Annotated in this window: 22 protein-coding genes; 9 read left to right on the top strand and 13 right to left on the bottom strand. The window is 45.9% G+C overall.

Annotated features, from left to right (window positions below; translation table 11 throughout):
• Nucleotides 1–580: 580 nt before the first annotated feature.
• Both panB and ACL9RM_RS09155 read left to right on the top strand, forming a co-directional pair.
• The gene (gene panB / locus ACL9RM_RS09160) at nucleotides 581–1,453 is read left to right on the top strand and encodes a 3-methyl-2-oxobutanoate hydroxymethyltransferase (RefSeq protein WP_250267405.1); all 873 of its coding nucleotides are present in this window, start codon (nucleotides 581–583) and stop codon (nucleotides 1,451–1,453) included.
• On the top strand, nucleotides 1,453–2,376 hold the full coding sequence (locus tag ACL9RM_RS09155) for a ketopantoate reductase family protein (protein ID WP_250267404.1): 924 nt from the start codon (nucleotides 1,453–1,455) through the stop codon (nucleotides 2,374–2,376). Before panB ends, ACL9RM_RS09155 begins: the two co-directional genes overlap by 1 nt.
• Nucleotides 2,377–2,477: 101 nt before the next feature.
• Here ACL9RM_RS09155 and ACL9RM_RS09150 read toward each other — a convergent pair whose 3' ends face one another.
• From ACL9RM_RS09150 to ACL9RM_RS09120, 7 genes are all read right to left on the bottom strand, one after another.
• Nucleotides 2,478–3,035 carry an NADPH-dependent FMN reductase gene (locus ACL9RM_RS09150; protein WP_250267403.1) on the bottom strand — a complete coding sequence of 186 codons (558 nt, stop codon included), beginning with the start codon at nucleotides 3,033–3,035 and terminating at the stop codon, nucleotides 2,478–2,480.
• 196 nt (nucleotides 3,036–3,231) lie between these two features.
• On the bottom strand, nucleotides 3,232–4,239 hold the full coding sequence (locus ACL9RM_RS09145) for an AI-2E family transporter (RefSeq protein ID WP_061831264.1): 1,008 nt from the start codon (nucleotides 4,237–4,239) through the stop codon (nucleotides 3,232–3,234).
• 55 nt (nucleotides 4,240–4,294) lie between these two features.
• On the bottom strand, nucleotides 4,295–4,711 hold the full coding sequence (gene psiE / locus ACL9RM_RS09140) for a phosphate-starvation-inducible protein PsiE (protein ID WP_081330719.1): 417 nt from the start codon (nucleotides 4,709–4,711) through the stop codon (nucleotides 4,295–4,297).
• A gap of 87 nt (nucleotides 4,712–4,798) precedes the next feature.
• Complete coding sequence (locus ACL9RM_RS09135) at nucleotides 4,799–5,293, bottom strand: DedA family protein (RefSeq protein WP_013308662.1); 495 nt, start codon at nucleotides 5,291–5,293, stop codon at nucleotides 4,799–4,801.
• Between the two features lie 22 nt (nucleotides 5,294–5,315).
• Entirely contained in the window at nucleotides 5,316–5,825 is a 510-nt protein-coding gene (pssA, locus tag ACL9RM_RS09130; RefSeq protein ID WP_025677988.1) for a CDP-diacylglycerol--serine O-phosphatidyltransferase, read from the bottom strand.
• Nucleotides 5,826–5,848: 23 nt separating this feature from the next.
• Nucleotides 5,849–7,618, bottom strand: coding sequence for a sensor histidine kinase (locus ACL9RM_RS09125; protein WP_250267402.1), 1,770 nt, complete (start codon nucleotides 7,616–7,618; stop codon nucleotides 5,849–5,851).
• On the bottom strand, nucleotides 7,615–8,295 hold the full coding sequence (locus ACL9RM_RS09120) for a response regulator transcription factor (RefSeq protein ID WP_250267401.1): 681 nt from the start codon (nucleotides 8,293–8,295) through the stop codon (nucleotides 7,615–7,617). Before ACL9RM_RS09120 ends, ACL9RM_RS09125 begins: the two co-directional genes overlap by 4 nt.
• A gap of 211 nt (nucleotides 8,296–8,506) precedes the next feature.
• Here ACL9RM_RS09120 and ACL9RM_RS09115 point away from each other — a divergent pair, with 211 nt between their 5' ends.
• From ACL9RM_RS09115 to ACL9RM_RS09105, 3 genes are all read left to right on the top strand, one after another.
• Nucleotides 8,507–9,850, top strand: a complete 1,344-nt coding sequence (locus ACL9RM_RS09115) for a glycoside hydrolase family 30 protein (protein WP_250267400.1) — start codon at nucleotides 8,507–8,509, stop codon at nucleotides 9,848–9,850.
• Between the two features lie 163 nt (nucleotides 9,851–10,013).
• A complete protein-coding gene (locus tag ACL9RM_RS09110) occupies nucleotides 10,014–10,403 on the top strand; it encodes a winged helix-turn-helix transcriptional regulator (RefSeq protein ID WP_061831260.1) in 390 nt (129 codons plus the stop codon).
• Between the two features lie 271 nt (nucleotides 10,404–10,674).
• Nucleotides 10,675–11,121 (top strand): hypothetical protein, encoded by a 447-nt coding sequence (locus tag ACL9RM_RS09105; RefSeq protein WP_250267399.1) that lies wholly within the window; start codon nucleotides 10,675–10,677, stop codon nucleotides 11,119–11,121.
• Nucleotides 11,122–11,224: 103 nt separating this feature from the next.
• Here ACL9RM_RS09105 and ACL9RM_RS09100 read toward each other — a convergent pair whose 3' ends face one another.
• A complete protein-coding gene (locus ACL9RM_RS09100) occupies nucleotides 11,225–11,716 on the bottom strand; it encodes a phenolic acid decarboxylase (protein ID WP_013308656.1) in 492 nt (163 codons plus the stop codon).
• A gap of 167 nt (nucleotides 11,717–11,883) precedes the next feature.
• Here ACL9RM_RS09100 and ACL9RM_RS09095 point away from each other — a divergent pair, with 167 nt between their 5' ends.
• The gene (locus ACL9RM_RS09095) at nucleotides 11,884–12,432 is read left to right on the top strand and encodes a PadR family transcriptional regulator (protein ID WP_323873136.1); all 549 of its coding nucleotides are present in this window, start codon (nucleotides 11,884–11,886) and stop codon (nucleotides 12,430–12,432) included.
• 64 nt (nucleotides 12,433–12,496) lie between these two features.
• Here the strand turns inward: ACL9RM_RS09095 and ACL9RM_RS09090 are convergent, their stop codons facing one another.
• The 3 genes from ACL9RM_RS09090 to ACL9RM_RS09080 are packed head-to-tail and all read right to left on the bottom strand — an operon-like array spanning nucleotide 12,497 to nucleotide 16,513.
• Nucleotides 12,497–13,699, bottom strand: a complete 1,203-nt coding sequence (locus tag ACL9RM_RS09090; RefSeq protein ID WP_250267398.1) for a Ger(x)C family spore germination protein — start codon at nucleotides 13,697–13,699, stop codon at nucleotides 12,497–12,499.
• Entirely contained in the window at nucleotides 13,696–14,790 is a 1,095-nt protein-coding gene (locus tag ACL9RM_RS09085) for a GerAB/ArcD/ProY family transporter (RefSeq protein WP_250267397.1), read from the bottom strand. Before ACL9RM_RS09085 ends, ACL9RM_RS09090 begins: the two co-directional genes overlap by 4 nt.
• Before the next feature lie 22 nt (nucleotides 14,791–14,812).
• Nucleotides 14,813–16,513: a spore germination protein gene (locus tag ACL9RM_RS09080; RefSeq protein WP_250267396.1), complete on the bottom strand. Its 1,701-nt coding sequence runs from the start codon at nucleotides 16,511–16,513 to the stop codon at nucleotides 14,813–14,815.
• A 238-nt stretch (nucleotides 16,514–16,751) separates the two neighbouring features.
• Here ACL9RM_RS09080 and ACL9RM_RS09075 point away from each other — a divergent pair, with 238 nt between their 5' ends.
• From ACL9RM_RS09075 to ACL9RM_RS09065, 3 genes are all read left to right on the top strand, one after another.
• Entirely contained in the window at nucleotides 16,752–17,093 is a 342-nt protein-coding gene (locus ACL9RM_RS09075) for a phage tail protein (protein ID WP_061831253.1), read from the top strand.
• Nucleotides 17,094–17,138: 45 nt separating this feature from the next.
• The gene (locus ACL9RM_RS09070; protein WP_414126262.1) at nucleotides 17,139–21,029 is read left to right on the top strand and encodes an immunoglobulin-like domain-containing protein; all 3,891 of its coding nucleotides are present in this window, start codon (nucleotides 17,139–17,141) and stop codon (nucleotides 21,027–21,029) included.
• Nucleotides 21,030–21,264: 235 nt separating this feature from the next.
• Nucleotides 21,265–22,650, top strand: coding sequence for an exosporium glycoprotein BclB-related protein (locus ACL9RM_RS09065; RefSeq protein WP_250267394.1), 1,386 nt, complete (start codon nucleotides 21,265–21,267; stop codon nucleotides 22,648–22,650).
• 72 nt (nucleotides 22,651–22,722) lie between these two features.
• Here the strand turns inward: ACL9RM_RS09065 and nirD are convergent, their stop codons facing one another.
• Together nirD and nirB are read right to left on the bottom strand one after the other, a co-directional pair.
• The gene (gene nirD / locus ACL9RM_RS09060) at nucleotides 22,723–23,052 is read right to left on the bottom strand and encodes a nitrite reductase small subunit NirD (RefSeq protein ID WP_414126263.1); all 330 of its coding nucleotides are present in this window, start codon (nucleotides 23,050–23,052) and stop codon (nucleotides 22,723–22,725) included.
• 39 nt (nucleotides 23,053–23,091) lie between these two features.
• A complete protein-coding gene (nirB, locus tag ACL9RM_RS09055; protein WP_414126264.1) occupies nucleotides 23,092–25,521 on the bottom strand; it encodes a nitrite reductase large subunit NirB in 2,430 nt (809 codons plus the stop codon).
• Between the last annotated feature and the right edge of the window lie 288 nt (nucleotides 25,522–25,809).

Here is a 25,809-nt window from a genome sequence, read left to right as displayed (position 1 = left end):
CACTCCGAATACACCGGGTCCATGCTACAATTAGGGGAACTGTGCTAAAAGGAGAGTCATTATGGATACCCTCACACACACATTGTTTGGCTTGGCCTTATACCGCGCAGTCAAAAAGCCAGATATGACGCGCAAGCAAAAAGGCGTTTCTATCGGGAGGGTCAATCCTTTCTATATGAATTTATCGACCGTCCATGACTTCATACACGCCCTAAAGATTTAGCGATATTTTACATACTGTATCTACAAGCTGACAGTCCTTCACTTCCGAATAGAAAGTTAGAGGGGCTTGTTTTGTTCATATAGTAGAGAATGTTATGCAACAGCCCTATATTTTGGTATACTTCCGTGAGAGGCTGTATCGATACATTCGAACGGTACTCTAGTTAGTGTAATTCAATATGTAGATGTGTGAGCCTATGGAGGTGAACTCGTTGGATTTTGCTCTGATCCGCAAGGACCGAGACAAAAGAACGGTCGCAAATTGACTCTTTTTTTGCCTTTCGGACCTTTTCAGCCACGTGCTGAAAGGTTTTTTTTGTGATCTAAAATAAAGGTAGGAAAGGATTTGAATGCAACCATGGCAACCTCGAAAGCACTTAATATTTTGCAATTGAAGAAAATGAAACAAGAAGGTTCACCCATAAGTATGATTACGGCGTATGACTATCCATCTGCTCGTTTGGCTGAGGAAGCCGGGATCGATATCATCCTTGTCGGTGATTCCGTAGGTAATGTGTTATCTAATTATAACTCCACACTGCCCGTCACTATGGATGATATGGTCTATCATACACGGTCTGTCGTGCGCGGTGCGGAACATACTTTTATTGTCGCGGATATGCCATTTATGACGTACCATGGGAGTAGTCAAGAAGCCCTTACTAATGTGCGCAGGCTCATGCAAGAGGGACATGCCCATGCCGTGAAACTAGAAGGGGGCATGGAAATTTGCGACACCGTGAAGCGAATTGTTCAATCTGGCGTTCCCCTGCTGGGACATATCGGACTTACACCACAGTCTGTGCATCAAATCGGCGGATACTTCATTCAAGGTAAAAACTCACAGGCCGCTGAGCGCCTTCTAAATGATGCCCGGGCCCTGGAGCAAGCGGGAGCTTTTGCCATCGTGCTGGAACTGGTGACAGAGGAAGTGGCGAAGAACATCACCCAGGAGATATCTATTCCGGTCATTGGCATCGGTGCGGGGAGATACTGTGATGGCCAGGTTTTGGTATATCATGACATGTTACAATATTCAGCTCCTTACCGGGAGAAAAAGTTCGTAAAAACCTATTCGGATATAGGTGGTTTGATTCGTAACAGCATCGGGCAATATGTCGAAGACGTGAAGAATCGTTCTTTTCCGGGCGAGGAGCATGTTTTTAAGGCAGATGAGAACGTAGTAGAAGGATTATACGGGAATGCAAAAGTAAAGGCAGGGACCCTATAATGCGATTTCTGATTGTAGGTGCAGGGGCGATTGGAGGCTATTTCGGGGGACTTCTTGTTCAAAAAGGAGAAGACGTGACCTTCCTCGTACGCCCTTCAAAAAAATCTCAGTTGGCAGAAGACGGTCTGATTGTTAGAAGTGTTCATGGAGATTTCCAGACGCCAATCCGTGCTATTACAAATGGTGAAGCTGCCGATCCGTTCGACTGTATTATCATTTCAGTTAAAGCGTATCATCTTCCCCAATTGCAATTCGATCTTGAGCCTTATGTCGGTGATCATACCATGATTCTTCCGTTACTTAATGGTTACGAACATTTTGACTTTTTGCGCAAACAATTCGGATCTGAAAAAGTGCTGGGCGGACTTTGTTATATTGAAACTACGTTGGATCATGATGGTTCTATTGTTCAGACAAGTCCGTTCCACCGTATCGTCTTCGGTGAATGGAACGGAGTGCAATCAGAGCGTACACAACTGCTGCTGAATCATCTTGATCATGCAGGCTTCACAGTGGCACGAAGTCACGATATTCAGCGTGAAGTTTGGCAGAAATATATATTCGTTGCCAGCTTGAGTGCAATTACAACACTGATGGATGCCTCGGTTGGGACTATACTTGCCACGGCAGAGTCACGAGCTATATACGAAAAGCTGCTGCATGAGATTGTCACACTTGCTCGCAACGCGGGGATGCCGATTGATTCAGAGATGGAAGCTCATACACTGAAAACGATGGAATCCTTACGACCTGAGATGATGTCATCCATGCAACGCGATATGCATAAAAAGCTTCCGATTGAAGCCAGTCATCTACATGGTTCACTGCTTGCATTGGCTTCAACCAGTAGTACTGTTTACCCCATACTCGAAACGGTATATGCCCGATTAAAGGTATACGAGAACTTATTGGACACCGTTTAAAATTCAAACTTTAAAATTAATTAAAAGAGGAAGCGGCAGCTTCGAAGGTGATAATGAAATCTTAGACTGCCGCTACTTTTTCTTAATTAAACTTCAAAAATCTAAAGAGTTCCTGTGCTTAAGCAAGCTTGCTCAAGCCCTTGAAGTAATGCTTCTAGCTCCTGCCTAGTTTCAGCGTTTGTAATTTCACCTTCCTGATTTAGCTTCAAGGTGATATACGGAATAATGACCTTTCCATTCTCCACCATCTCTGCATTGATCATTTGCAATGTGAGCAGCAGCGAGGCATGCGCCAGATGGCCGCCCATAGGAGACGGTGACGCGCTAATGACCGCTGTTGGTTTATTTACAAATTCACCTGAAGATACGAGCCAATCCAAGGCATTTTTCAAAGCACCCGGCACCCCATTCCCATATTCCGGTGTACAGATCAGCACTCCATCCACTTGTTTCAATTGTTCCCGTAGCTCTCTTACGGAAGCTGACCCCTCATCTACATCCAAGTCAGGGTTAAAATGCGGAAGGCCCCCCAATCCATCATAGACTGTGAACATCATATTTTCAGAAGCCAGCCCCATAGTAGCCTTCATAAGCGCTGTATTGGAGGATTTTTGACGAAGGCTACCCGATATAGCCAATACCTTAATTTTCTGTTCCATCCGATCATCTCATTTCTTTTATCTTGATCTAATCTTGCATATCTAGTGTACTATAGCTAACAAGAGAATTAAAAAGTGGATGAGCGTCAACGATTCTTCCTATGAACAAACGGGCAATAAAAACATGCCTGCGGCTTCGCAGGCATGCGTGATGAATCAATAGTCACTATACTAGGGTGGAATCTGTAGTGCTGAATCAAGTATCCTTCTCTTGCTTGCGTTTTATCCCAATCAGATCCAGGAAGAAAACAAACAACGGAATACCTACAATCAAGCCCCAAATTCCAATCAGATGCTCAGAGAAAATAAGTACGACAAAGGTAAAGAAGATCGGTAAATTCGTTTTGGATGACATCAGCTTCGGATTTAAGAAGTAGGCCTCAATCGCATGAATCACCACGATCAGAATAACCAGATAAACCACATATTGAATGCCGCCGACACTGAAAGCGATCAGGCCGAGCGGTGCCAGTGAGATAAACACACCTGCCACCGGAACCAATCCCAGTACGAAAATGATGAGCGCAAGACCGAGCAGATTAGGGAAGCCCATAATCCAGAGCGCAATCGTGGTCAATATACAATTAATAAGTGAAATCAGCAGTTGAGCCTCCAATACCTTCCCGAACGTACCCAGAAACATACGGCCAAAATGACCCACTTCCTTGAAAAACCAACCCAGCTTGCTATCTACAAACGTAGCTGTAAAACGTGTAATATAGGATTTTTCCATCAGGAAGAACAAGCTCAAAATAATCGACACCAGAAGCTGTGTTCCCAATTGACTGACCTTCATCACTGCACTCAGGCCAGGCTCAAATAGCCGCTGAACATTCAGCGTGTCCATAAATTCGATAATCGTTTCGTTCCATTGATTACGATCAGGATACATATACGCTTGCTGAATCATGAGATACACCTGCTTGACCTGTACAACGATTAGCGGCACCATTCGGTAAACGCCCCACACCATAATCAGAATTAGCAAACCATACACCAGTAGTAGCACGATCATTGACGGCACATTGACGAACCGCTTGACCAGCTTATTCACTCCGTTATATATACTGCCAATCAAGATCGTAAGCAGCAGTGTTAACAACATAATATTCATCATGCTTCTTAACATAAACAACAGCAAAACGATTATCGCAAGGACGGCTACCCGCCTGACGCCCGCATGATTCATCCAGTTTCTTACCATTCGTCTTTATTCCCTCTCTCCCACTTGACTGTCAACTTTGCAATCTTCCTGAGCATCAACTTTCTCTTTTTAACAATTTACTGTTAGCGATCAATAGAGAACCTACCATGACTAGGATAGCAATAGACCACCAGAATGTATTTTTAGCATCATCATGATCTACAATAATGAGCCTGATGACAGCCGTGATCCCAATATAGATAAAATAACGTAATGGAAAATGAAAATTGGTTTTAAAGTACTTAACTATTAATGCTATGAATTCAAAGTACAAGAAAAACACAAGCAACTCTTCCGTGAATTCATAGTAATTTTTGTCGGTCTCTGCGTACAAAAAAACATAAGAAAAAATGGACCATGTTTCTTTTAGCAGTAAGAAGCTTAAAATCAGCCCGACCAGAAACAGCGAGATATTCAAGATCATTTGCAGAAAACTCGGTAACTTCTCAATATACTTCATTAGTACATTCAATACAGATCCCCTCACTGGTTGTACAGTATCTTTATTTATATTATCGGTGGTATACGTGAAAAATGCTACATTACTTTTGGGGTCACCTTAATGAAAGTTTATATTCGCCCCTGCAATATAACCAATGGAGATAAAGATAAGCGTCCATATCAGAGAACCTGCGCTTGCCACCAGCATATATTTTCGGACAGGCATCGCACTAATGCCCGACAAATAGCTTGTCGCATGTCTGACTCCTGGGATAAAATAACCGAACAAAATGGTCCACAACCCAAAGCGTGCAAACCACCCCTTAACTCTTGCAAATCGCTTCGGTGTCAATCCAACCCACTTGCCGTGCTTATCCACCAAGGGCTGACCCAGCTTTTTGCCTAGCGTGTAGCTGATCATCATCCCTGTCATTGCACCGATGAAGCTGACTAATATAGACACCGAATAATTCAGTACCATAATAGAAGATAAATAGCCGACAAACACCATAATAATTTCATCTGGAACCGGTAGGCCGATAATCCCAAGAGCAAGAAGAGCAAAAATAGCGATATATCCGTATTGTGTAATCATGCTGATGACCCATTCCATAGGGGAGCCACCTCCTGACCGATTATTTTTTGAAGGACGGAAAGGGAATACGGCTAACCATCAGGAACGACAGCACTACCATTAATGCAAGCAACAACCCCGGCTTCAAATGCTCACTCCACAAAAACATAAAGGACAAAATCACACCCGCCGCCGTAATCGGCATACCTACAAAGCCTTTGCTAAAAGCCATTAGGTTGAATCTTGCCAATCTTACCGCACCGCATATGACAAACAAAACAGCCACAAGCGGTCCTATCCAATGGGTATCTCCCAGCTTGTATAACAAGATCAAGAAAGCAGGGGCAACCCCAAATGAGACAACATCCGCCAGCGAATCGAGCTGTTTGCCAAAATCACTGGAGCAATGCAACAGCCTTGCCAGTAAACCGTCTAATACATCCCATAAAGCAGCCACCACCACGAGAATAAAAGCGGTCATGTATTGCTCATGAATCGTGAAATACAGGGATAAGACCCCTGCCCCCAGGTTTGCAATCGTGCATAGTGAGGGCAACCAATTCCATTTCATACTCTTAACTCCTTTGCCATAGCTTAGCCTCCGAATATAACAACAAAACGGACGCCGTCCTTGGTATTCTCCGCCTTATAGCGAAATTCGTGCAAATCCAAAATTCGTTTGACGATCGACAGCCCGAGCCCTGTCCCACCTGTCTGGCGACTTCGGGACAGCTCGGCCCGGTAAAAGCGATCCCATATCTGCTCCAGTTGATCGTCAGGAATGGTCTCACCTTTATTTTCAATGGAAAAAAAACTGATTTCCCCAGCACCTTCGATGCGAATCGTGATCGAGCTTCCTTCCTCAGCATGTCGTATGGCATTGACAACAAAGTTGATAATCACCTGTTCCAGCCATCCTACATCGGCATGGATCGGCATCTCATTGGCGGGGATAATGACTACTTCCAGCTTTTTCTCCTTCAACAAATGGAATAACTTGTCCACGACCTCCTCCACCAGCTCACTCAAGATAAAGGTCGTCTTGCGAAGCTTGAGGGTACCCGATTCCAATTTGGCGAGGTCCAGCATATCTTTGACCAATCGCTCCATTTTGTCCGCTTCCTCTACAATGACTTTCATATAATGATCCTGCTTCCCGGCGCTAACCCCATCTTGTAATCCTTCTGCGAAGCCTTTAATGATACTCAGCGGGGTTTTCAGTTCATGAGAAGCGTTCGCAAAAAAGTCTTGTTGCACAGCCTCCATCCTCTGCTTCTGTTCCATGTCCTCCACCAATTGCTGATTGGCCTCCTGAAGCTCGCGCAAAGCTGTGTCCAGGTTCTGGGACAGGGTATACATGCTGTAGGACAGGCTGCCCAGTTCATCATTCTGCCGGATTGGTGTATGGGCTGTAAAATCGAGCTTAGCCATCCGCTTGGCGGTATTATTCAAAGCAATGAGCGGACGGGTCACCATCCGGGAATAGAACAGGGACAAAATCAGAATGAGTGCAAATCCCCCGATCCCTAGGTACAGATAAAACCAGCGCAGAGCTTCATTCGTCTCACTAATTTCCTGCAACGATGTCACTGTGAACAGGAGGTCGATCTCGCCTGTGTCCTGACGAACAGGATGGACTATGACTGCATTGCGTACCCCTGTCCAAGGTTCCGTCCACTCTTCCTCCAACACTTCGAAATTCTTAAGTTTCTCCAGATGCGCCTGCGATAAAGGGAACCATTCCTCCAGCGCACTAAACAGTAAGCCTTGTCGCTGACTCCATGTTTTCAGATCCGGCAGTACAATCTCTATCACCGTACCGGAAAACCTTACACGGCCATCTGTGCTTGCCTCTTCCGAAGTCGATCCTATATTTTTGAAACCAAGCTTCTGTATGCCGGTTGGATAAATTAAATTGGCGGTAGAGATGCCGTCCGTTCCCAATCCCTCACCTTCAACCGTTACCGTATCACCGGGCTGAATCCGAGCAGCTCTCAGTTCATCTCCGTACTCGCTCATAAACAGAGACAGCGATATTTTAACGATTTTACCATCCGCTTTTCTTAGATTGATATGAAACGCATCATCCAGCTTTACTTTGCCGTCCAGCGTTACAATTGCCAACTGATTTTTATTCTGAAGCATAAAGCGAGCTGCCTCACGGGAAACCCTGCCCGATCCCCAAGCCTCCTGGACATAACTTTGACCGAAGCTTTGCAAGCGGCTTTCCACACGACCAATCTTCTGTTCCTGATAAAAATTTTCAAAAAACAGCAATTGACTTAAAATCACCATACCGTAAAAACACAGGAAAAACACAACCGTCATAATGAACAACTTAAAGGTAACTCCCCGTTTGTTCATTCTTCCTCCTCAAACCTATAGCCAGTACCAAAAACCGTGCGGATATGGCGTGATTCACGGCCTAGCTTACTTCTCAGCTTTTTGATATGCGTATCGATAACTCGTGTATCTCCTTCAAAGTCGATGCCCCACACTCGGTTCAGTATCGCATCCCGTGAAATAACTATGCCTTTATTATGTATAAGCAGCCGCAGCAACTCATACTCCTTGGGCGTCAGCTCGACTTCCGCCTGATCCACCTCAAGCCGATGAGCCATCGTGTTGAGAATGGCACTGCCGAACCGCAAAATATGCGACTCCGGCTGTACATGCCCCTCCACCCGTTTCATCAGCGCGTTGGCGCGGGCGATCAGCACCTTGGGGCTGAAAGGTTTGGTCACGTAATCATCGGCTCCCAGTTCAAAGCCTAATATTTTATCATCATCACCGGATTTGGCTGTCAACAAAATGATCGGCACACCTGAGCGGCTACGCACCTGGCGGCACACTTCCCAACCATCCAGTTCCGGCATCATAATATCGAGTATAATCAGGTCCGGCTGCACCGAATCAAACCAGATCAGTGCATCTTTTCCATTGCCTGCTTCATAGACTTCCCAATTATTCTGTTTAAAATAGTCAGCAATCACTTCACGAATACGTATTTCATCCTCCACGAGAAGAACTCTTTTCTTCAATCGACTTCCCTCTTTCGGTCATTCTAGGACACCAGCATATCAAAGACATGTGTACTTTATGTGTTCTTGACACTTCTTATCAGCAGAAGTTCTCATCCGCAAATTCAACCTTGGATTAGGGCAAATTTGTCGTGGCTCAGACCATCTCATCTCCTATGATCCTACCCTATAATAAGAAGAGATACAAAAAGCTTGAACAGGAGGGTAATACATGAGTAATCAAACCATTCAGTGGTTTTCCACTTCCAAAGCTAAAGCTTGGCAATCCCAAGCTCATCATTTGACCGATACTCAAGAGAGTGCCAATCTAGTCTTTACGGGAGAAACACATCAGCTTGTCGAAGGATTTGGTGGCTGTTTTAATGAATTAGGTTATGTGGCCCTGAACCATTTGGAAAAAGACGAACGAGATCGGGTGCTTCATTCTCTCTTTCATCCAGCGGGCGAGCACAAATTTGCGATTTGCCGACTTCCTATTGGAGCGAGTGACTACGCGCTGGAGTGGTACAGCCACAATGAAACAGACGGTGACGTGGAGATGAAGCACTTTTCTATTGAGCGTGATCAGCAATATCTCATTCCTTTTATTCGGGAAGCGTTACAACTCAATCCGGACTTGAAGTTGTTCGCTTCACCTTGGAGCCCGCCGACATGGATGAAATCACCGAAAGCCTACAATTACGGCACGCTGCGCTGGGAAAAGGATATTTTGAAAGCGTATGCATTGTACTTTGTCAAATTTGTTCAGGCTTATCACGAGGCAGGTATTACGATCCATCAGATTCATGTTCAAAATGAAGTCATTGCCGATCAGAAGTTCCCTTCCTGTGTATGGACCGGAGAGCAACTGCGTGAATTTATTCGCGACTATTTGGGCCCTGCTTTTGAGGAACACGGACTGGATACGGAAATTTGGCTGGGCACCATTAACGCACCCGATCCGTGGGAGGAATTAATGAAGAAGACTTCGACCGGATTCGATGAGTATGCCCATACCGTGTTGAGTGACCCCGAGGCCTACAAATATATTAAAGGCGTAGGCTACCAGTGGGCAGGCAAAAATGCCATTCAGCGCACCGTTGCCAGTTATCCTGAGCTTCGTTACATGCAAACAGAAAATGAATGCGGGAACGGAGAAAACTCATGGGACTACGCCAAATATGTATATAATCTGTACCAGCACTACTTCACCAATGGCGTAAATGCTTATATTTACTGGAATATGGTTTTGGAACCGAAAGGCAAGAGTACATGGGGCTGGGAGCAAAATTCGATGATCACCGTTGATCCGGCGGATCGAAAACCTATCCTGAATCCAGAATATTACGTCATGAAGCACTTTTCTCATTTTGTATTACCGGGTGCCCGACGCATCGGACTTCGTGGCTCATGGACTGGAAATGCAGTTGCTTTTCAAAATACAGACGGGCAAAGGGTGGTAGTCATCGCCAATCCGTTCAAGGAATCGCGTGTGCTGAATCTGTCTCTCGGTGAAACAACACACCGCTTGGAGCTGGAGCCGGAGTCCTTTAACACTATTGTGATTCCTTCTTAACGCCGCAGATTTCTGGACTCTTCCAGTCTTGCACACATCATTAGGTATCCCTGTCCGGTCTATAAGTGCCCAAGCATATGCATAGTTTCCAAAATGGATGTATATCCTTTTGCGTATAGTAGCTATAGATAGTATACTTGGAATAACTACGGACAGGAGGTCGATGAATATCACTACTGTAAAAGACCGGATTGATTTGAAGCTGATTAATTGTGATAAGGAATTGACTCTCGCGGTCATCGGTGGAAAATGGAAGCTGATTATTTTGTGGCATCTCGGTATGGAAGGCACCAAGCGGTTTGGTGAATTGAAGAAGCTAATCCCCCACATTACGCAAAAAATGCTGACCAACCAATTGCGCGAACTAGAGGAAGATAAACTCATTCTGCGTAAAGTCTATCCTGTCGTCCCTCCGCATGTGGAATATTCACTGACAGAGCATGGCGAAAGCCTGATTCCGGTACTGAGAGCAATGTACGATTGGGGATCAAACTATCGAGAGAATGTGATTTGGAAAGAAGAAGAGGAAATTCAGGACGTCACACCCGTGTGATCAGCAAAACAAGCATTTTTCGAAATGCTGAACTATATTTTTAGTAGAGACGACCCTGGGGAGATCTGGGGTTGTTTTTTTATGATATAAAGACGTTCCCTAAGATAACAAAAGAAATGGATGCAAGTATCCGTTTCCATTGACATTAAAGCTCGTTTTTCGCTACATATCCCCATTTTACACTTGTATCCGTGATTTACATTACATCCTTTGTGACGTATGATTCTTCCATCCCTATTTACAGTGAATCCATGAAGGAGGCCGTTCTAGCATGAGCATGACGCTTGCCCAGCCCACAACGTCCCAAGCGACCCAATTACGCATTGGTTCCATGGAAATGATTCAATACGACTATCGTCAATTTCCTGACTCAAAACCTTATCAACACCATTGCTGTGGCTTGCTTACTATGTCGTGTAACGGCGCTCAAGGTCTGGCGGAATATGAGCTACCTAAAATTAAAGGCGCTTTTGACCTCGTCCGCTGGGCTTCCGTGTTTACCTCGCTCAAGGGTCTGTCCTTAACCGAGGCTGAGCAATATATTCAGCACCACGCTGATCACTGGGGACCTGATAAAACAGAGCTGGCTCTATCTGCCTTATCCGATCTGACTGCCCATGCGAACCTGCACATTCTCTCCCCAACAGCGACTATCCTCCCCTCTCGGATTAGTCGTTCTTATCTCATCGTGCATGGCCTGGTCTACTATTCATTCTAGATATCGTCCACAACTCCATTGTCAATCCACTTTCCAGTTCACGTAAAAAAGCCTGAGACTGTTTATCACAGGCCAGGCTTTTACACTTTCAGCACAGAGTTGATTACACTTGCAATTTACCTGCACGAATATCGTCTGTCATTCCTGCGTAAGGTGCTTGGGAAATTAATTGTTCGTTGTTCACACCCGCATTTTCGATGAATGTAATATCTGCAAATTCAGGAACCACATACTTCGGATACGTTTCATACTTTTCACGCGATTCCTCCATCAGCGGAATAAAATCGTTTTGATAGCGCACAGTGATTTCCGGATGCTCATGAACCCATTTAGGGAAGAAAATAATGCCATGCATACGTTTTTCCTCAGGCATAAAGTTCAGAGAAACGTCAGTGCCTGTCGGTTCGGTCCACGATACTTTATACACATTTTCCACCAGCTTCACCAGATTGACCTTCTGATCACGTACCCAGCGGCCGCCTACCATACCACTATGAATGCGATAATCGATCGTATCTTCATTTTTAATATATATTTCGTACTCCCAACCATTCTCATAAGTGTAGATCATGTGGCTGCCGATAAACTTGTCCATCTTGCATCCTTCTTTCCTAAATTATAAGTTTTTATGAATTGAATAGGAGACCAAAAATAATAAATATTCAATTCAAAACATGTAATATTAAACATGTTTTTAAATACATATAAATTGTAGCACTATGGTATACTAGTGTCAAATAACGTTTGACAAGGAGAGCTACGTTGAAACGCACATTAAAATACGCCATTTTGGGCCTGGTTCATAAAGAGGAAATGAGCGGCTACGATATTACGAGTCAATTCAAAAAGGAAATCGGACAATTTTGGAGCGCCAAACACAGTCAGATTTATCCTGAGTTAAAAAGGCTGACCGAAGAGGAGCTTATTGAATATCGCACCTCCATTACAGGAGCCAAGCTGGAAAAAAAGCTGTACTGCATTACCCCCAAAGGAACCCAAGAACTGACCGAATGGCTTCTAAGTCCCAAAGAGTTACCAGAAACGGAAAAGGATGAGTTTATGCTCATGCTGTATTTCTCAGCAGCCATCCCCAAGGAAGAGAACAAGCGATTGTTCGAGGACCAGATAACCAAACGTAAAGAGAAGCTGGAATATCTGTACGAAAGTAAGAAATCCCTCCAACGGCTGGACGAGAACCTTCAGGCCCCCGGTTCTAATCAATTCGGGCATTATCTGGTGCTGAGCCGTGCCATTAATCGGGAAGAAAGCTATATTACGTGGCTGGAAGATACACTATCCCTGTTTGAATAGCCTAAAAAACCTTCAACACCACGTAGATTCGTGGTATTGAAGGTTTTTCTAAAATACATACAAACTAGTCTGCCGTCGTAATCGAAGAGCCGTAATCTTCAATATGGATATCTGTGCTAAAACGTATGGGAATGGTACTAAAAGTGGTATCCCAATCCTCTTTGACCTTACGCCAAACTTTAGGATGCTGAATCCTCAAGGCTTCTCCGAAACCTCCGACATCAGCCTGCAGCTTTTGCATTTTGGCTACAGTTTGTTCAGCTAATGAATTCACTTTCTCCTGAAAGATATTTTCTTCTTGTCCGAGCACAGCGTTGCTGCGCAAATTTTCTTTCTTGTTAAAAACCTCGGAAACGCGCCCCTCTGAGGTCATTTTTACTTGGAAGGAAATGTCGTCCCCCTGAACGATGGCCTTGATCCTGCTTTTCACTGCTTTGATCTCATAGGCTATATTTTTACCGGTTTGAGGATCGTTACCTTTCAACACGCCTCCAACCAATTGGCCCTTGATCCACATAAGACCCTCGACCTCTGATTCATTCAGAAAACCACCGTATGTTTGCGTCTTTCCTTTGATGATTCCCGCACCTGCGAGCTTGATTTCATTTTCCGCCGTAATGACATTGGGTAATATAAAGCTTCCCTTACCCTTCATGGGCCCGACCACTTTAACCAAAGCCACGGGCTTTATCAACCGTGCGTTCCGTTTACGATTTTGGAAAATATCCTTTAAGATATAGGCAGGAATTTGACCAGGAGTTTTTTCCTGAAGCGCATTGCTCGCCTTGTCTGTACTAATCAGTAGCTGGACGCTGAGCCGAATGTCATTATCCCCCAAGAAAAAGTCCAGCAGCTCGTACAACGGGATCTTGCGAAGCAGACTGGAGCTGATAATAACCGTTTTCAAATGTTGCCCAATGGGCGGTCGGTTGGTTCGCAATGAAATCTCTCTTAACATCTCAAAAACGGAATCCCCTGTTTCTGTAATATTAAAAAATTTTTTAGCTTGCGGTGAGGAGCTATTGGAACCGCCGCTTTCCTCTGGGATGATAAATTGAAAGGTTCCCGTAATTAACTCTTTTTTCGGATAATCTCCTCCTTTCTGATTAATTTGCTCTTCTTGTGAAGATTCTGTCGCTATATCCATAGCAATGCCTGTCTCCAGATTTAGATCCTCCACGGGAGAGCTGCTCCAGCAACCTGAAAGTGTACTGCATATGATCAGGAGAACCACCATCCCGAGTAACCCTGACCGGACTCTCTTCATGACCGCACCCCTCTCCAGCGAGAAATAAGCAGCAGTGGCAGTGGAAACAGAGCGATTAAAACGAAAGCGACATTCCCGATGATCGTCCCAAAAGAAAATAACTCATTCAGGTTTTTAGGAATTTGGGACAGGACGTAGATGAGCGGGAGCAAGATAAACAGCAACTTGGAATAAGATCTATTCAGAATTTGAGAAACTCCGAGCGAAGCGCAATAAAAAGCTATGCTGAATGTAACAAAAATTTGCATGATCCAAATGGTCAACAATAAGGATTCGAACCGTTCCAATAACAGATACTCCACTTCAAAACTGCGGGCCAAATCTAAAAAAGGCCAGGTTCTGCTCAAGACTCCTTCCATTGAAAAAGCCCCAATGCACAGGATCAACGTAGCTGTATAAAAAGCGACCGCGATCCCGATCGCCATCCCGATCGCCTTGGTTGCTTTCTCCGGTTTTTCCATCCGACAAAGAATAATCAGCAAGCACTCTGTCCCCGTTAATGTCAGAAATGTAGTTTTGAGCGTTCTAAGCACTGGCATTACCCCCTCCGACAAGACGGGACGCAAGTTATTTAGTTCGAAAATATTTAAACTCAGCATGCATATTAACAAAAAGATAGACGCCGTAATCGGGAATATCATTTGACCTATTTTACCTAATGAACCTACTCCCCCCATGCATAGATACAGAGAGAGCCACATAAAAGGTGCTGAAATTGCCCACGCAGGAGTTCCCTCAAGCAGAAAGAACGACGTTACTTCCTCGACAGACCGAATTTCGTATGCGGCTATGCCCACAAAATAGATAACGTACAACATGCCAATCACTTTGCCAAAGGCTTTGCCTGTTATCCGCTGCACATACTGGTAAAAGGTACTTTCTGGAAACCGCGAACTTAGTTTAACTATAATCCAACCGAACAGGAAAGTGGCCGCCCCTGCTATAATGACAGATATCCACGCATCCGGTGTTTTTGCAGCTTCAACGGCTACTCTGGGAAGAGTAAGCAACCCGGCAGCCAGCATAAAGCAAACCACAATTGCCGTCGTCTGTAATGTCGTAATTTTATCCGTTTTTTTCCTACGGGCCATCTTGCTCCCTCCTGTGTTGAGCTCATCCTTGTCGTTTAGGGTCTTTATGCTTCAATAGAATGGGCCTGTTTTTCATAAATTGCAACGGTGCTCGTACGAAGTAATCTTTCCAGTCCTTGAACGAACGAGGGGCCGTCAGACTAAGGTACGGCACGCCGAAGCTGTGTAATTTAACCATATGAATACTCAGCATCAGGAAAAACATGATCACGCCATACAAGCCAAAGATGGACGCCGTGAACATGGCTCCAAAGCGCAGAACACGCATGGAAATGCCAGCGCTGTATACAGGGGAGGCAAAGGAAGAAATTGCCGTGACTGCTACCACAATAACGAGAATCGGACTTACAATCCCGGCGTCAACAGCGGCCTGTCCAATGATCAGACCACCGACGATGCCCATCGCTGGACCGATGGGTTTGGGCAGCCGTAGTCCTGCCTCGCGTAAAATTTCGATGGAAATTTCCATAATTAGGGCCTCAATCAGCGTCGAAAACGGAACCCCCTGTCTCGCACTGATAATGGAAATGACCAGCTTGGTTGGAATCAGTCCGGGATGAAACGAGATAAAGGAGATATAGAGCGCCGGGGCGAACAGAGATATCGTAGTTGCCATAAAACGAAGAAATCGAATAAGCGACCCCGGTATCCATCGTTCATAGTAATCTTCGGGAGACTGGAGCATCATCCCGTACGTCACAGGCATAAGGAGCGCAAAAGGTGTACCATCCAGCAGAATCGCCACACGTCCCTCCAGCAATGCAGCCATGACCCGATCCGGTCTCTCCGTATTTTGAATTTGCAGAAAGGGACTAAGAAAATTATCCTCAATAAGCTGTTCCACATAGCCCGACTCCAACACCTCATCCATATCAATGGTTTTGACCCGCCGTTTCACCTCGTCCACAAGCTCGGGGTCGGCAATGTCTCTGAAATACACCACCATCAGCTGCTTTTCCACTCTTTTGCCCACTTTGAAGGACGACATGGCCAGTTCTGTACTTTCTCCATGCCTGCGCAGCATTGCCGTATTGTCGCTAAGGGTCTCGGTAAAACCAACTCGCGGTCCCCGCAGCACCGATTCCGATATGGGGTCTTCCACCCCTCGTGTGCTCCCTTTGGGTGTGCCCAGCACAAAAGCACCCGGTATGCCCTGTATCATGAGTATGACTGAACCGAACAGCACCTTTTGCAAGGAGAACTTCACCTCTAACGTATACTGAGTCTCCGATACCAGCATGACCTGACGAATAAACATATCCCGAAGCTCTTTTCCTCTCGGAAGATCCTCCCCGCCTTCTCCGGAGCTGCCCCAATCCATTAGTGGCTTTAAAATGTTCTGATCCATGCCAACCTTGTCTGTCAATCCATCCACAAAAAAAAGTGTGCCTACAGCGTTCAATTTTTCCAGAAAAATGGATCGTTCGTTCACGTCCGACATATCCGTGACGGCTTGTCTGATTTTTGCTACATTGGCTTCATAATCTTCGGTAAAGGTTCCCTCTTCCTTCTCAGCCTCACTTACAGACGGATTATGATCTGCATGCTGCGAACGGTCTTCTTCTTCTAAAAGCTTTAATCGTTCCATACGTCTGCTCTCTCGACCATCCATCGCTCTGATTTGTCGTACTGTCAGAAAAATAATCAAAGGGATGATGGATAAAAAGAAGGCTTCCATCCACACGTTCCATTTGGGTATATGAGTTCCGATGACCTGCCACACACTCTTTCCTCCTTCACTTCCAGATGATTTGTATATAGATTTACCTGGATTAGAAAAAAGATGCATGGACAATGGAATAAATTTCTTTACTCACAAAAGGAATAAAAAGGTGAATTTGATAGATGAACTGTAGTGCCAAATGTGGAATTCCATGATAATATCTATTCATTCTATGACTAATGTCACAAATTTGTTGAATTCGTGGGCCATTATTCGAATCTAAAAAGGAGTTGTAGGTATGAAGAAGCATTTTTGGAAGAAAGCCGCTGTGTTGAGTTTGTTAGCGGTCATTTTGTTAGGGGGAACGGCGATCAGTCCCAAACAGGCTCAAGCATCGACCGAACCTTATCTTGGGGAAATTACGATGTATCCTTACACGTTCGCTCCCAATGGATGGCTAAAGTGTGAAGGTCAGCTCTTATCTATTTCGCAAAATACAGCACTGTTCAGTCTATTGGGTAATAATTTCGGGGGGAATGGAACAACCACATTTGCATTGCCTGATTTGCGTGGAGCCTCTCCGATGCCGAATGTAGATTACTACATTGCAACCGTAGGAGGATTCCCGTCCCGTCCATAATGAAATGTTCAATGGTGTGCTACTTAATGAAGAAGAGGTGATGGCGTGCTCGAAGGCAATAACTTCACACGCAACAATTTTAAACCCTATCGCTTGCTGGTTCCATTGCTGCCATTCATCGGCGGTACGTTCCTGCTCATAGGGACGAATGAGGTTCACGCTGCCGGTTGGGAAAATGTGGTACTTAACAAACCAGCCACATCCAGTGGCTATAGCCAGCCCTATGATCCCTCCAGAGCTGTGGATGGGTCAATCGGACCGACAAGCCGCTGGTATCAAGCCAGCAACGTTGAGAAATGGATTCAGGTAGATCTGAGAGACTGGTATATCGTAGATCGATACGTTGTTACAGGTATGGGTGTCCATTATGGGTGGCATGATCAACGTGATCCATACAGTTTCCGATTGCAAACAAGCAGCAACGGAAGTAATTGGGTGACTGTGGATACCGTCCAGAATAATGGGAGCTCTAATGTTGAAAAGAGTATTACTCCTGTAACTACACGATACTTGCGAGTATATATTGATCAAGGAAATGCGAGAAACAATCAATGGGCTTCCATCATGGAATTCGCAGCTTATGGCGAGCGATTGCCCGTTCCACAGGCTCCGGGTCATTTTACAGGAACCAAAAATGGAAATACAGTGGAGTTAAGCTGGGATGCTGTTCCTTATGCAACTTCATACAAAGTCATACGAGATAGTGTAACGCTTTATTCAGGTAACTTAACTCAATTCATAGATACTTCAGCATTGCCGCCAGGTGAAGCAATTTACACGGTTCAGGCCGTGAATGCTAAGGGGGAGAGCACTCCCTCAGAGGTTAAAGTGAACATACTTTCCGATGCCGAGAGAGTTGCACAGGCAAAAGCTGCTCTTGCATTAGGCTTCGCACCTGGAGATACAGCTGATTCGGTATCCCAAAAGCTGACGCTGCCACTCGCTGGGTTGAATGATACGACGGTGAGCTGGAGTTCGGATACTCCTGACATCATTACGAACGAGGGGGCTGTCACACGCCCGCGGTATGATCTGGGTGACCGAAAAGTAAAACTGACAGCAACGATTACGAAGGGAAGCGCCTCAGATACCCAAACTTTTGAGGTTACCGTAGCGAAGATCACTGCTCAAGATACATTGAATCAAGCAGCAGACACCCTCTCGCTTGACGATTTGTCTGCGCTAACAGAAAATATTTCTCTTCCTTTATCCGGTTATGGTGGAGCGCAGATCGAATGGTCCTCGTCTAAACCTCTTGTCATTGCAGCAGATGGAACACTCACCAGACCCTCCTATAACAGTGGAGATACGGATGTTACCCTAACGGCTACCCTGCAACTTGCAGGCTTAACGAAAACAAAGGATTTTACTGCACACGTACTCCGTCTGCCGATGAGCGACACTGAAGCCGTAGACGCAGCATACAAAGCACTTGAACTGCCGATAACGACAGTAACGGGAGACGTATATTTGCCAAAAGATGCTCTGAATGGTGTTCAGGTGTCATGGTCATCGAATCAACCCCAGTTCTTGGATCATACTGGGCATGTAACCTTCCCAACCTATGTACAGGGCGATCAGACCATCACGCTGGAAGCAGTTGTATCACGAGGCGCGGTTGAGCTACGAAAAACATTTAGCCTGCTCGTGCCCGCACTGCCTGTAAGCGCTGATGAAGCCGTAAATTTGGCAGCAAATACGCTGAATCTGGATTACCCGCAAGGGATTAAGGATTCCATTGCCTTGCCTCGTGTAGGAGCATTCGACACCCAGATTGATTGGTCCTCGGATCAACCGGACATCCTCAGCGACAGCGGTCAAGTGAATCGGCCTAAATATACAGACGGTGATGTGAATGTACAATTAATGGCCATTATTTCTAAAGGTGCAGCTTCTGTACAAAGAACATTCACGATTACCGTGCTGAAGGCATTACCGAATACACCTTACGTACGATTGAACGGCAGCAATCCGATTGTTCTGAAAACCGGCGATAGCTTCACTGATCCAGGAGCCAGCGTACTGGACAGCGTATACGGCAATATCCTGATCCCTGAGCTTTCAGGTAGCGGGAATGTCGATACAAATGTACCTGGCGTATACGTATTGAACTATACTTATAGCGACAATGGGGGCTGGACGGCAGAACCGGCAGAACGCCGTATAAACGTGCTGCCTCGTGCTGTTACAGCCGCAGCAGGCACTGAGGATATAGCCTCAGTGATCGTTACAGGCGCGTTGCCGAGCGCAAGGCTTGAGCTGTACAATGCCCAGCAGGAGCTTATAGCGGAAGGAATTGCTTCGGGAGAGGGAAGATATACATTTACACCTGTTCCTGAAGGAGCCAGCTACTATGTGCTGCAGAACGTAAATGGCATGAAGAGTGCTCCGTCAGGGCTAGTGTATCCGCAAGGCTTAACCGCGCAGCGCGTTGCTGAATCCATCACAAGCATAGCAGCTCCTACAACAAGTGATACACTGCTCAGGTTGCCTGTTGTACCTGATGGTTTCCGTGTGACCATCAGCAGCAGTAGCCAACCAGACATCGTGCGTACAGACGGAACTATTATTCAAGCAGATACTCCTTCCGTTGTAACTATCATGCTGGATGTTATGAGGGTAAGCGATGGTTCTCATGCTTTCACGCAAGCCATAAAAGTCACGGTCCCTGCCAAGGTAATTGCGAACACAGGCAAATCTAACAAAGATAAGAATGAGGATGTATCTGCTTTCGTACCACAGATCGGATTTTCCGAACAAGGGAAAGAGTTTTCCCTCTTTGTTCCTTCGCCGGCATTCCTGGATGAGCAGATACAGCAAGCACTTCGCGAAGGCAAAGCGTACGCAGACATTCGTTTGGAGCAGGAAAAGCAACTGAGTCGTGTTATCCTTTCTCATTCTTTACTGAATAAATGGGATAAGGTTGGTGCATCGGTAATATCCCGATATGGAACACTGATGATATCCAGTGACACTCTAACCAGCATGGCCTCAGGCAAGCAGGACGTTACATTGTCATTCCAGCAGGCAGATGTACAACGTGCACAGCAGATCCGTGACTGGGCCGAGCAACAATCCAGCCTGACGCTGATGGGTCCGGTTACAGACATCAAAGCCAATGTGACTGGGACCTCGTCGATCATTCTACCGCTGGATAACGAATCCTTAGGTGAGTTACACAATGCAGAGCCCCAGTTCTCCATTCTTGTTATTCATGAGAATGGTGAGCGTGAGATTCTAAAAGGGACTGCTGTAATGGATTCAAAAGGGATGTTGTCGGGTGTGAGTCTGAATACGACCGGGTTAGGTACCTTTGCCGTCGCCACAGATGCCAAGACTCAAACCAATAATGCCAGTGTGCAAAATGACCCAAGCAATTCGTCAGATCCACAAGTGCTAGCTCAGGTATGGCCGGATGTACAAGGCCATTGGGCAGCGAAGTCCCTGCAATCTCTTGCAGACAAAGGCTGGATACAAGGCTATAAAGACGGCAACATACGCCCTGATCGCGCTGTAAGCCGTGCAGAATTTGTAGCCATACTGACCAGAGCATTGGGAACTGCTGGAGATGAGAGCCCTTCTACCTCATTTACAGATATGCAGGGACACTGGGCTGGATCAGCCGTGGATTTTGCTCACCGCCAGGGATGGATTCAAGGGCTAACCGCTCAAACTTTCGGACCTGATGAGAGTCTTACCCGTGAACAGGCGATGGTGATCCTGTCACACGCGATGCAGAATCAGACATTCATTTCCAGCACTGCTGCACTGCAATCCTACAAGGATGAGCAGCAGAGTGCAGCATGGGCCTCCGCAGCATTCCAGAATGCAGTATCCTCCGGTTGGATTAGCGGTTATCCAGATGGAACACTCAAGCCAAAAGCGGCTATCAGCAGAGGTGAGATGGCTGAACTGCTGGTACGTATTCTTAAATAAGACTTTTTAAGCTTCATAGATCAGATGAGTATACGCACATACAACGCGGCCTCCATGCTTTTTGGGGGCCGGTTTTTTTTATGTATATTTTATGTACAAGCCTTTAATAATCATTTTTGCTTGTTTATTCACCCTTTTCGCTTCAGTAAATATATTATGAATATCTGCGAAGCGGGGCGATAAACCACCTGTCACCTCTACAGTAGTAAGAATGATGAGGAGGAGATATTTGAGCATGAAACATAAAAAACCGTTCAGGTTCAGTGGTGCTTCAAAAAAAGACGAAGACTGTAAACCAACAAGAGTAAATAGAAGTATCGAAGATCTTCTCAGACTGATTAATGAATTGACCGCGATCATCCCCATCGTATTCGCAAACCCCTCTGCGGCTAATGTATCTTCCTTGCAACAGGTTTTAAGACGTTTGTTGTCTCTGGCGAAAAGCTTAAGACTTAGAGGCGGGGTTAAGGCAGACTTACTGGCAGCGCTGGAGCTTGCTATTGTTGCGTTAGAAGCTACACCTTTCTCCCCGATCGGTGTAGGTACTGCACTGCAACAATTGCTGGATGCCCTATTGTCCATCGTTTTACAAGAATCCCTCGATCCTGCTCTTAAAGACAGCTTAATCAGCGCGATCAGAATCGCTGGAACGACGGTTAGCAACGTATTAGGTGAAACATACTTGTCAGGGGAGCCCGGTGCACAAGGACCTCCTGGACCTGCGGGACCCGGCGGTGCGCCTGGACCAGTAGGTGGACCTGGCCCACAAGGTCCTCCCGGACCTCCCGGACCTATCGGCGCAGCTGGACCTATCGGAGCGGCTGGACCAGTCGGCCCTGCCGGACCTGTTGGAGCAGCTGGACCTATTGGCGCCGCCGGGCCTATCGGGGCCGCTGGACCGGAAGGCCCGGCCGGACCTGTCGGCGCTACGGGTGCTGCGGGTCCTGCCGGGGGTGTGACAGGCGCCACGGGCGCTACGGGCGCGGATGGATTGATCGGGCCAGCTGGGGTCACAGGGCCGACCGGAGCTGATGGGCTGCCGGGTGCGGCTGGTGCTACCGGAGCCACGGGCACGGCTGGTGTTACTGGAGCGACCGGTTCGGGAGCCATCATTCCGTTTGCTTCGGGCGGACCTGCTATCCTGACAACCGTTCTTGGCGGGGTGGTAGGAACCACCAGTTTGATCGGCTTTGGAAGCTCAGCAACAGGGATTAGCCTTGTAGGCGGGGCCATTGACCTGACAGGTACACTTGTAGGACCTCTGATCAACTTTGCTTTTTCCGTACCACGGGATGGCGTAATTACATCTATTGCTGGTTACTTCAGTACAACAGCTGCGTTAACTCTCGTGGGTTCAACTGCGACGATTACTGCCCAGTTGTTTAGTTCCCCAACACCCAATAATACCTTCACAGCAGTTCCCGGAGCTATCGTTACATTGGCCCCTTCACTGGCTGGCATTATTGCTCTGGGAACGATCTCTAGCGGTATTACTACCGGGTTGGCTATACCGGTAACCGCACAGACTCGTCTGCTCCTTGTCTTCTCTGCAACAGCTACGGGACTTTCCCTCGTAAACACTATCGTAGGTTATGCAAGCGCAGGCGTTACCATTACCTGATCCAAGACGAAAAAAGGGCCCAACAGGATTGTTCCTGTCAAGCCCTTTTTTATTTGTATTCCATCAGACGAACTAAACTGTTTCGAGTGATACTTTAACTTCTTCTCCCTCTTCACAAACGGCGAATGTTTTAACTTGTCCGTGATCAGGCTCTTGAACGATGCCTGTCTTCAGATCAATTTTCCAGTCATATAAAGGGTCATAGATATAATGACCAGATACTATCGCCTCTGTAAGAGGACCTCTTTTGGGATGAGGATTGATATTTTCAACGGCATAAAGCTCATTCTCCGAAGTGCGGAAAACAGCAATTTCAGCACCTTTGATATGGATGGTACGCCCTATTCTGATCGGAAAATCCTTACTGTGACCGATGACAAGCCATTCGGCATTTTTGATCATTTGCTTGATCGCTCCCTTCCTCAGGCATTTTAGATACAATTACACAATAGACGGAGTGACAACCTCAAATAGATTTTTGCGAGTATCCTCATCATTGATGATCTTTTTCCACGGGTCTTCCACCTGTTGTAGTGCAAATTCGATGCGTTCTACTAAAGCTTGTCGATGATCTGTATCCTGAACGACAGCCTTCTGAATCTCTTCCAGACCGATCCGTTCCACCCACTCCGACGTGCGCTCCAGGTATTGTCCTGTTTCCCGGTAGAGTTGCATTACGCTACCTACAATATCAATCAACTCGGCATCGGTTTTCACTTTACAGAGTGAATCAGCTAACCGTGCTTTAATACCGCCATTACCACCGATAAAGATCTCCCAGCCCCCATCATTACCTACGATTCCGATATCTTTGGTACATGATTCCGCACAGTTGCGTGGACATCCATTAACTGCTAATTTGAATTTTGCTGGGAAATCCAGTCGTTCGAATTTTCGTTCCAACACTTCTCCCATTCCCATCGAGTCCTGTGTGCCAAACCGGCAAAATTGCGATCCAACACAGGTTTTAACCGTACGAAGTGACTTCGCGTAGGCATATCCCGACGGCATATCGAGTTCTTCCCATACTTTAGGCAGATCCTCTTTATGGACACCGATCAAATCCAGCCGCTGTCCTCCTGTTACTTTAACGACCTTAACGTTGTATTTAAGAGAAACATCTGCTATCTTCTTCAAATCTTCTGGAGTCGTTACACCGCCGTACATTCTAGGAACAACTGTAAACGTTCCATCCTTTTGAATGTTTGCGTGCAATCGCTCATTTACAAAACGGGAATCTCCCTCATTTTCATAGGTATCCGGGTTAATCATTCCCAAATAGTAATTCAGCGCCGGGCGGCATTTGGAGCATCCTTCATCATTATGCCAACCCAGTACATTCATAACTTCACGCGTTGTTGTCAGCCCTTTGGTTTTGATCGCTTCCACAATCTCGTCCCGACTCAATGATGTGCAACCACATATTCCTTGCTTGGCTGACGTCTTGAAGCTGTCTCCAAGAACATACTGCAGAATTTGCTCAACGACCGGCTTGCACCCTCCACAGGAACGCGTAGCTCCGGTGCATGCCTTAATTTCATCGACTGTTGTCAGTCCATTATCATTAATTGCATCCACAATCGCCTTTTTAGTCACACCGTTACAGCCGCAGACTATTTCATCATCCGCCATCGTTTCAGCGGATAATGTTTTCGCCCCGTGATTGCCACATCCAGTACCCATGATCTGTCCATATATCTCATCTGTCATCTGCGTTTGCTGACGCACATATTTTTGAAGACTAGCAGATTCGCTCACATCACCAAACAGTACAGTTCCAACAATCTTATTTTCACGAAGCAGCACTTTTTTGTATGTGCGCTTCCACTCATCCTTTGCAACAATCACCGTATGTTCAGGCTGGGTTATGAATTCGCCAGCTGAGAAAACATCCACCCCTGAAATTTTGAGCTTGGTGGAAACCACCGATCCCATATAACCTTCAGTTTCCGCGCCTGCCAAATGTTTGGCAATGATACTTCCCTGCTCAAACAGCGGAGCTACCAGACCATAACAGATTCCGCGATGTTCAACACATTCCCCTACGGCGTATACATCCGGTACGGAGGTTCTCATCAAATCATCGACTACGATACCACGGTTCGTTTCCATACCACTTTGCACAGCCACCTGAATATTAGGCTTGATCCCGACGGCCATAACGACCAAATCCGCTTCCAGCTCGCTTCCGTCTGAAAACCGCAGTCCTTGTACCCGATCTTGACCATACACTTCCGAAGTTTGCATTTGCATAGCAAACTTGATTCCCTGGCGTTCTAGTTCTGCTTTCAGCATCGCAGAGGCTTCCCGGTCCAGCTGGCGTTCCATCAAATCCTCCATTAAATGAACGACCGTAACATCCATTCCCAGGTTGACCAAGCCTTTAGCTGCTTCCAGCCCTAACAGACCTCCACCAATTACAGCTGCCTTTTTAAAGGTCTTCGCTGCCTCAAGCATTGCCGAGCAATCGGCGATATCTCGGAAACCGATGACACCCGGTAATTCTTTACCCGGAATAGGCAGAATAAATGATTGTGAGCCAGTAGCTACCAAAGCTACATCGTAATCAATTTCCAGTCCGTCTTCGGTGTGAATCTTCTTGTTCTCACCGTCGATGCTTTTCACCATTTTTCCTGTATACAAAGTAATCCCTTGATCCGCATACCATTGCAAATCGTTCAGTATGATATCATCAATCGTTTTACTGCCTTCCAACACATAAGAGAGCATGATCCTGTTATAGTTCGGATGCGGCTCATTTCCCAGGACCGTAATTTCATACTTATCTGTTAATTTTAAAATTTGTTCGACCGTATTGATACCAGCCATCCCGTTCCCTATAACCACAAGTTTCTGTTTACTGTTTATCATATACCGGTTCCTCCATTCATTCGACGATACTCCCTATCCGACGACATCTCCTACGTTCCTATGAATATTGCTTATGCTTCTATTCTAATACAGCAGACAGAGCTATATGTGATTACAGTCACAATATAGTTCAAATTAAGAATATTTAGGGATTTCCCTATTCTATTTCAAGGGATAAAGGTAAGAAGCTGAAATCAAATTTCATAATATTAAAATACATCACTTGCCCAATTCATCGAACGAATCTTTCCATTTCATGTGTAATTACAACCTTTATAAGGAATACTT

The sequence above is a fragment of the Paenibacillus sp. S29 genome, from assembly GCF_049319765.1.
Taxonomy (GTDB): domain Bacteria; phylum Bacillota; class Bacilli; order Paenibacillales; family Paenibacillaceae; genus Paenibacillus; species Paenibacillus polymyxa_B.
Note: the sequence above shows the minus strand (reverse complement) of the source record. Positions and strands in the feature narration are given on the sequence as shown.

What these genes read in the sequence shown, in the direction of transcription:
- ACL9RM_RS09065 (WP_250267394.1), top strand. Translation starts at nt 21,265, where the DNA reads ATGAAACATAAAAAACCGTTCAGGTTCAGTGGTGCTTCAAAAAAAGAC.
- ACL9RM_RS09155 (WP_250267404.1), top strand. Translation starts at nt 1,453, where the DNA reads ATGCGATTTCTGATTGTAGGTGCAGGGGCGATTGGAGGCTATTTCGGG.
- ACL9RM_RS09090 (WP_250267398.1), bottom strand. Translation starts at nt 13,699, where the DNA reads ATGAAGAGAGTCCGGTCAGGGTTACTCGGGATGGTGGTTCTCCTGATC.
- ACL9RM_RS09105 (WP_250267399.1), top strand. Translation starts at nt 10,675, where the DNA reads ATGAGCATGACGCTTGCCCAGCCCACAACGTCCCAAGCGACCCAATTA.
- ACL9RM_RS09115 (WP_250267400.1), top strand. Translation starts at nt 8,507, where the DNA reads ATGAGTAATCAAACCATTCAGTGGTTTTCCACTTCCAAAGCTAAAGCT.
- ACL9RM_RS09125 (WP_250267402.1), bottom strand. Translation starts at nt 7,618, where the DNA reads ATGAACAAACGGGGAGTTACCTTTAAGTTGTTCATTATGACGGTTGTG.
- ACL9RM_RS09100 (WP_013308656.1), bottom strand. Translation starts at nt 11,716, where the DNA reads ATGGACAAGTTTATCGGCAGCCACATGATCTACACTTATGAGAATGGT.
- ACL9RM_RS09150 (WP_250267403.1), bottom strand. Translation starts at nt 3,035, where the DNA reads ATGGAACAGAAAATTAAGGTATTGGCTATATCGGGTAGCCTTCGTCAA.
- ACL9RM_RS09110 (WP_061831260.1), top strand. Translation starts at nt 10,014, where the DNA reads ATGAATATCACTACTGTAAAAGACCGGATTGATTTGAAGCTGATTAAT.
- ACL9RM_RS09085 (WP_250267397.1), bottom strand. Translation starts at nt 14,790, where the DNA reads ATGGCCCGTAGGAAAAAAACGGATAAAATTACGACATTACAGACGACG.
- ACL9RM_RS09145 (WP_061831264.1), bottom strand. Translation starts at nt 4,239, where the DNA reads ATGGTAAGAAACTGGATGAATCATGCGGGCGTCAGGCGGGTAGCCGTC.
- nirD (WP_414126263.1), bottom strand. Translation starts at nt 23,052, where the DNA reads ATGATCAAAAATGCCGAATGGCTTGTCATCGGTCACAGTAAGGATTTT.
- ACL9RM_RS09135 (WP_013308662.1), bottom strand. Translation starts at nt 5,293, where the DNA reads ATGGAATGGGTCATCAGCATGATTACACAATACGGATATATCGCTATT.
- nirB (WP_414126264.1), bottom strand. Translation starts at nt 25,521, where the DNA reads ATGATAAACAGTAAACAGAAACTTGTGGTTATAGGGAACGGGATGGCT.
- pssA (WP_025677988.1), bottom strand. Translation starts at nt 5,825, where the DNA reads ATGAAATGGAATTGGTTGCCCTCACTATGCACGATTGCAAACCTGGGG.
- ACL9RM_RS09075 (WP_061831253.1), top strand. Translation starts at nt 16,752, where the DNA reads ATGAAGAAGCATTTTTGGAAGAAAGCCGCTGTGTTGAGTTTGTTAGCG.
- panB (WP_250267405.1), top strand. Translation starts at nt 581, where the DNA reads ATGGCAACCTCGAAAGCACTTAATATTTTGCAATTGAAGAAAATGAAA.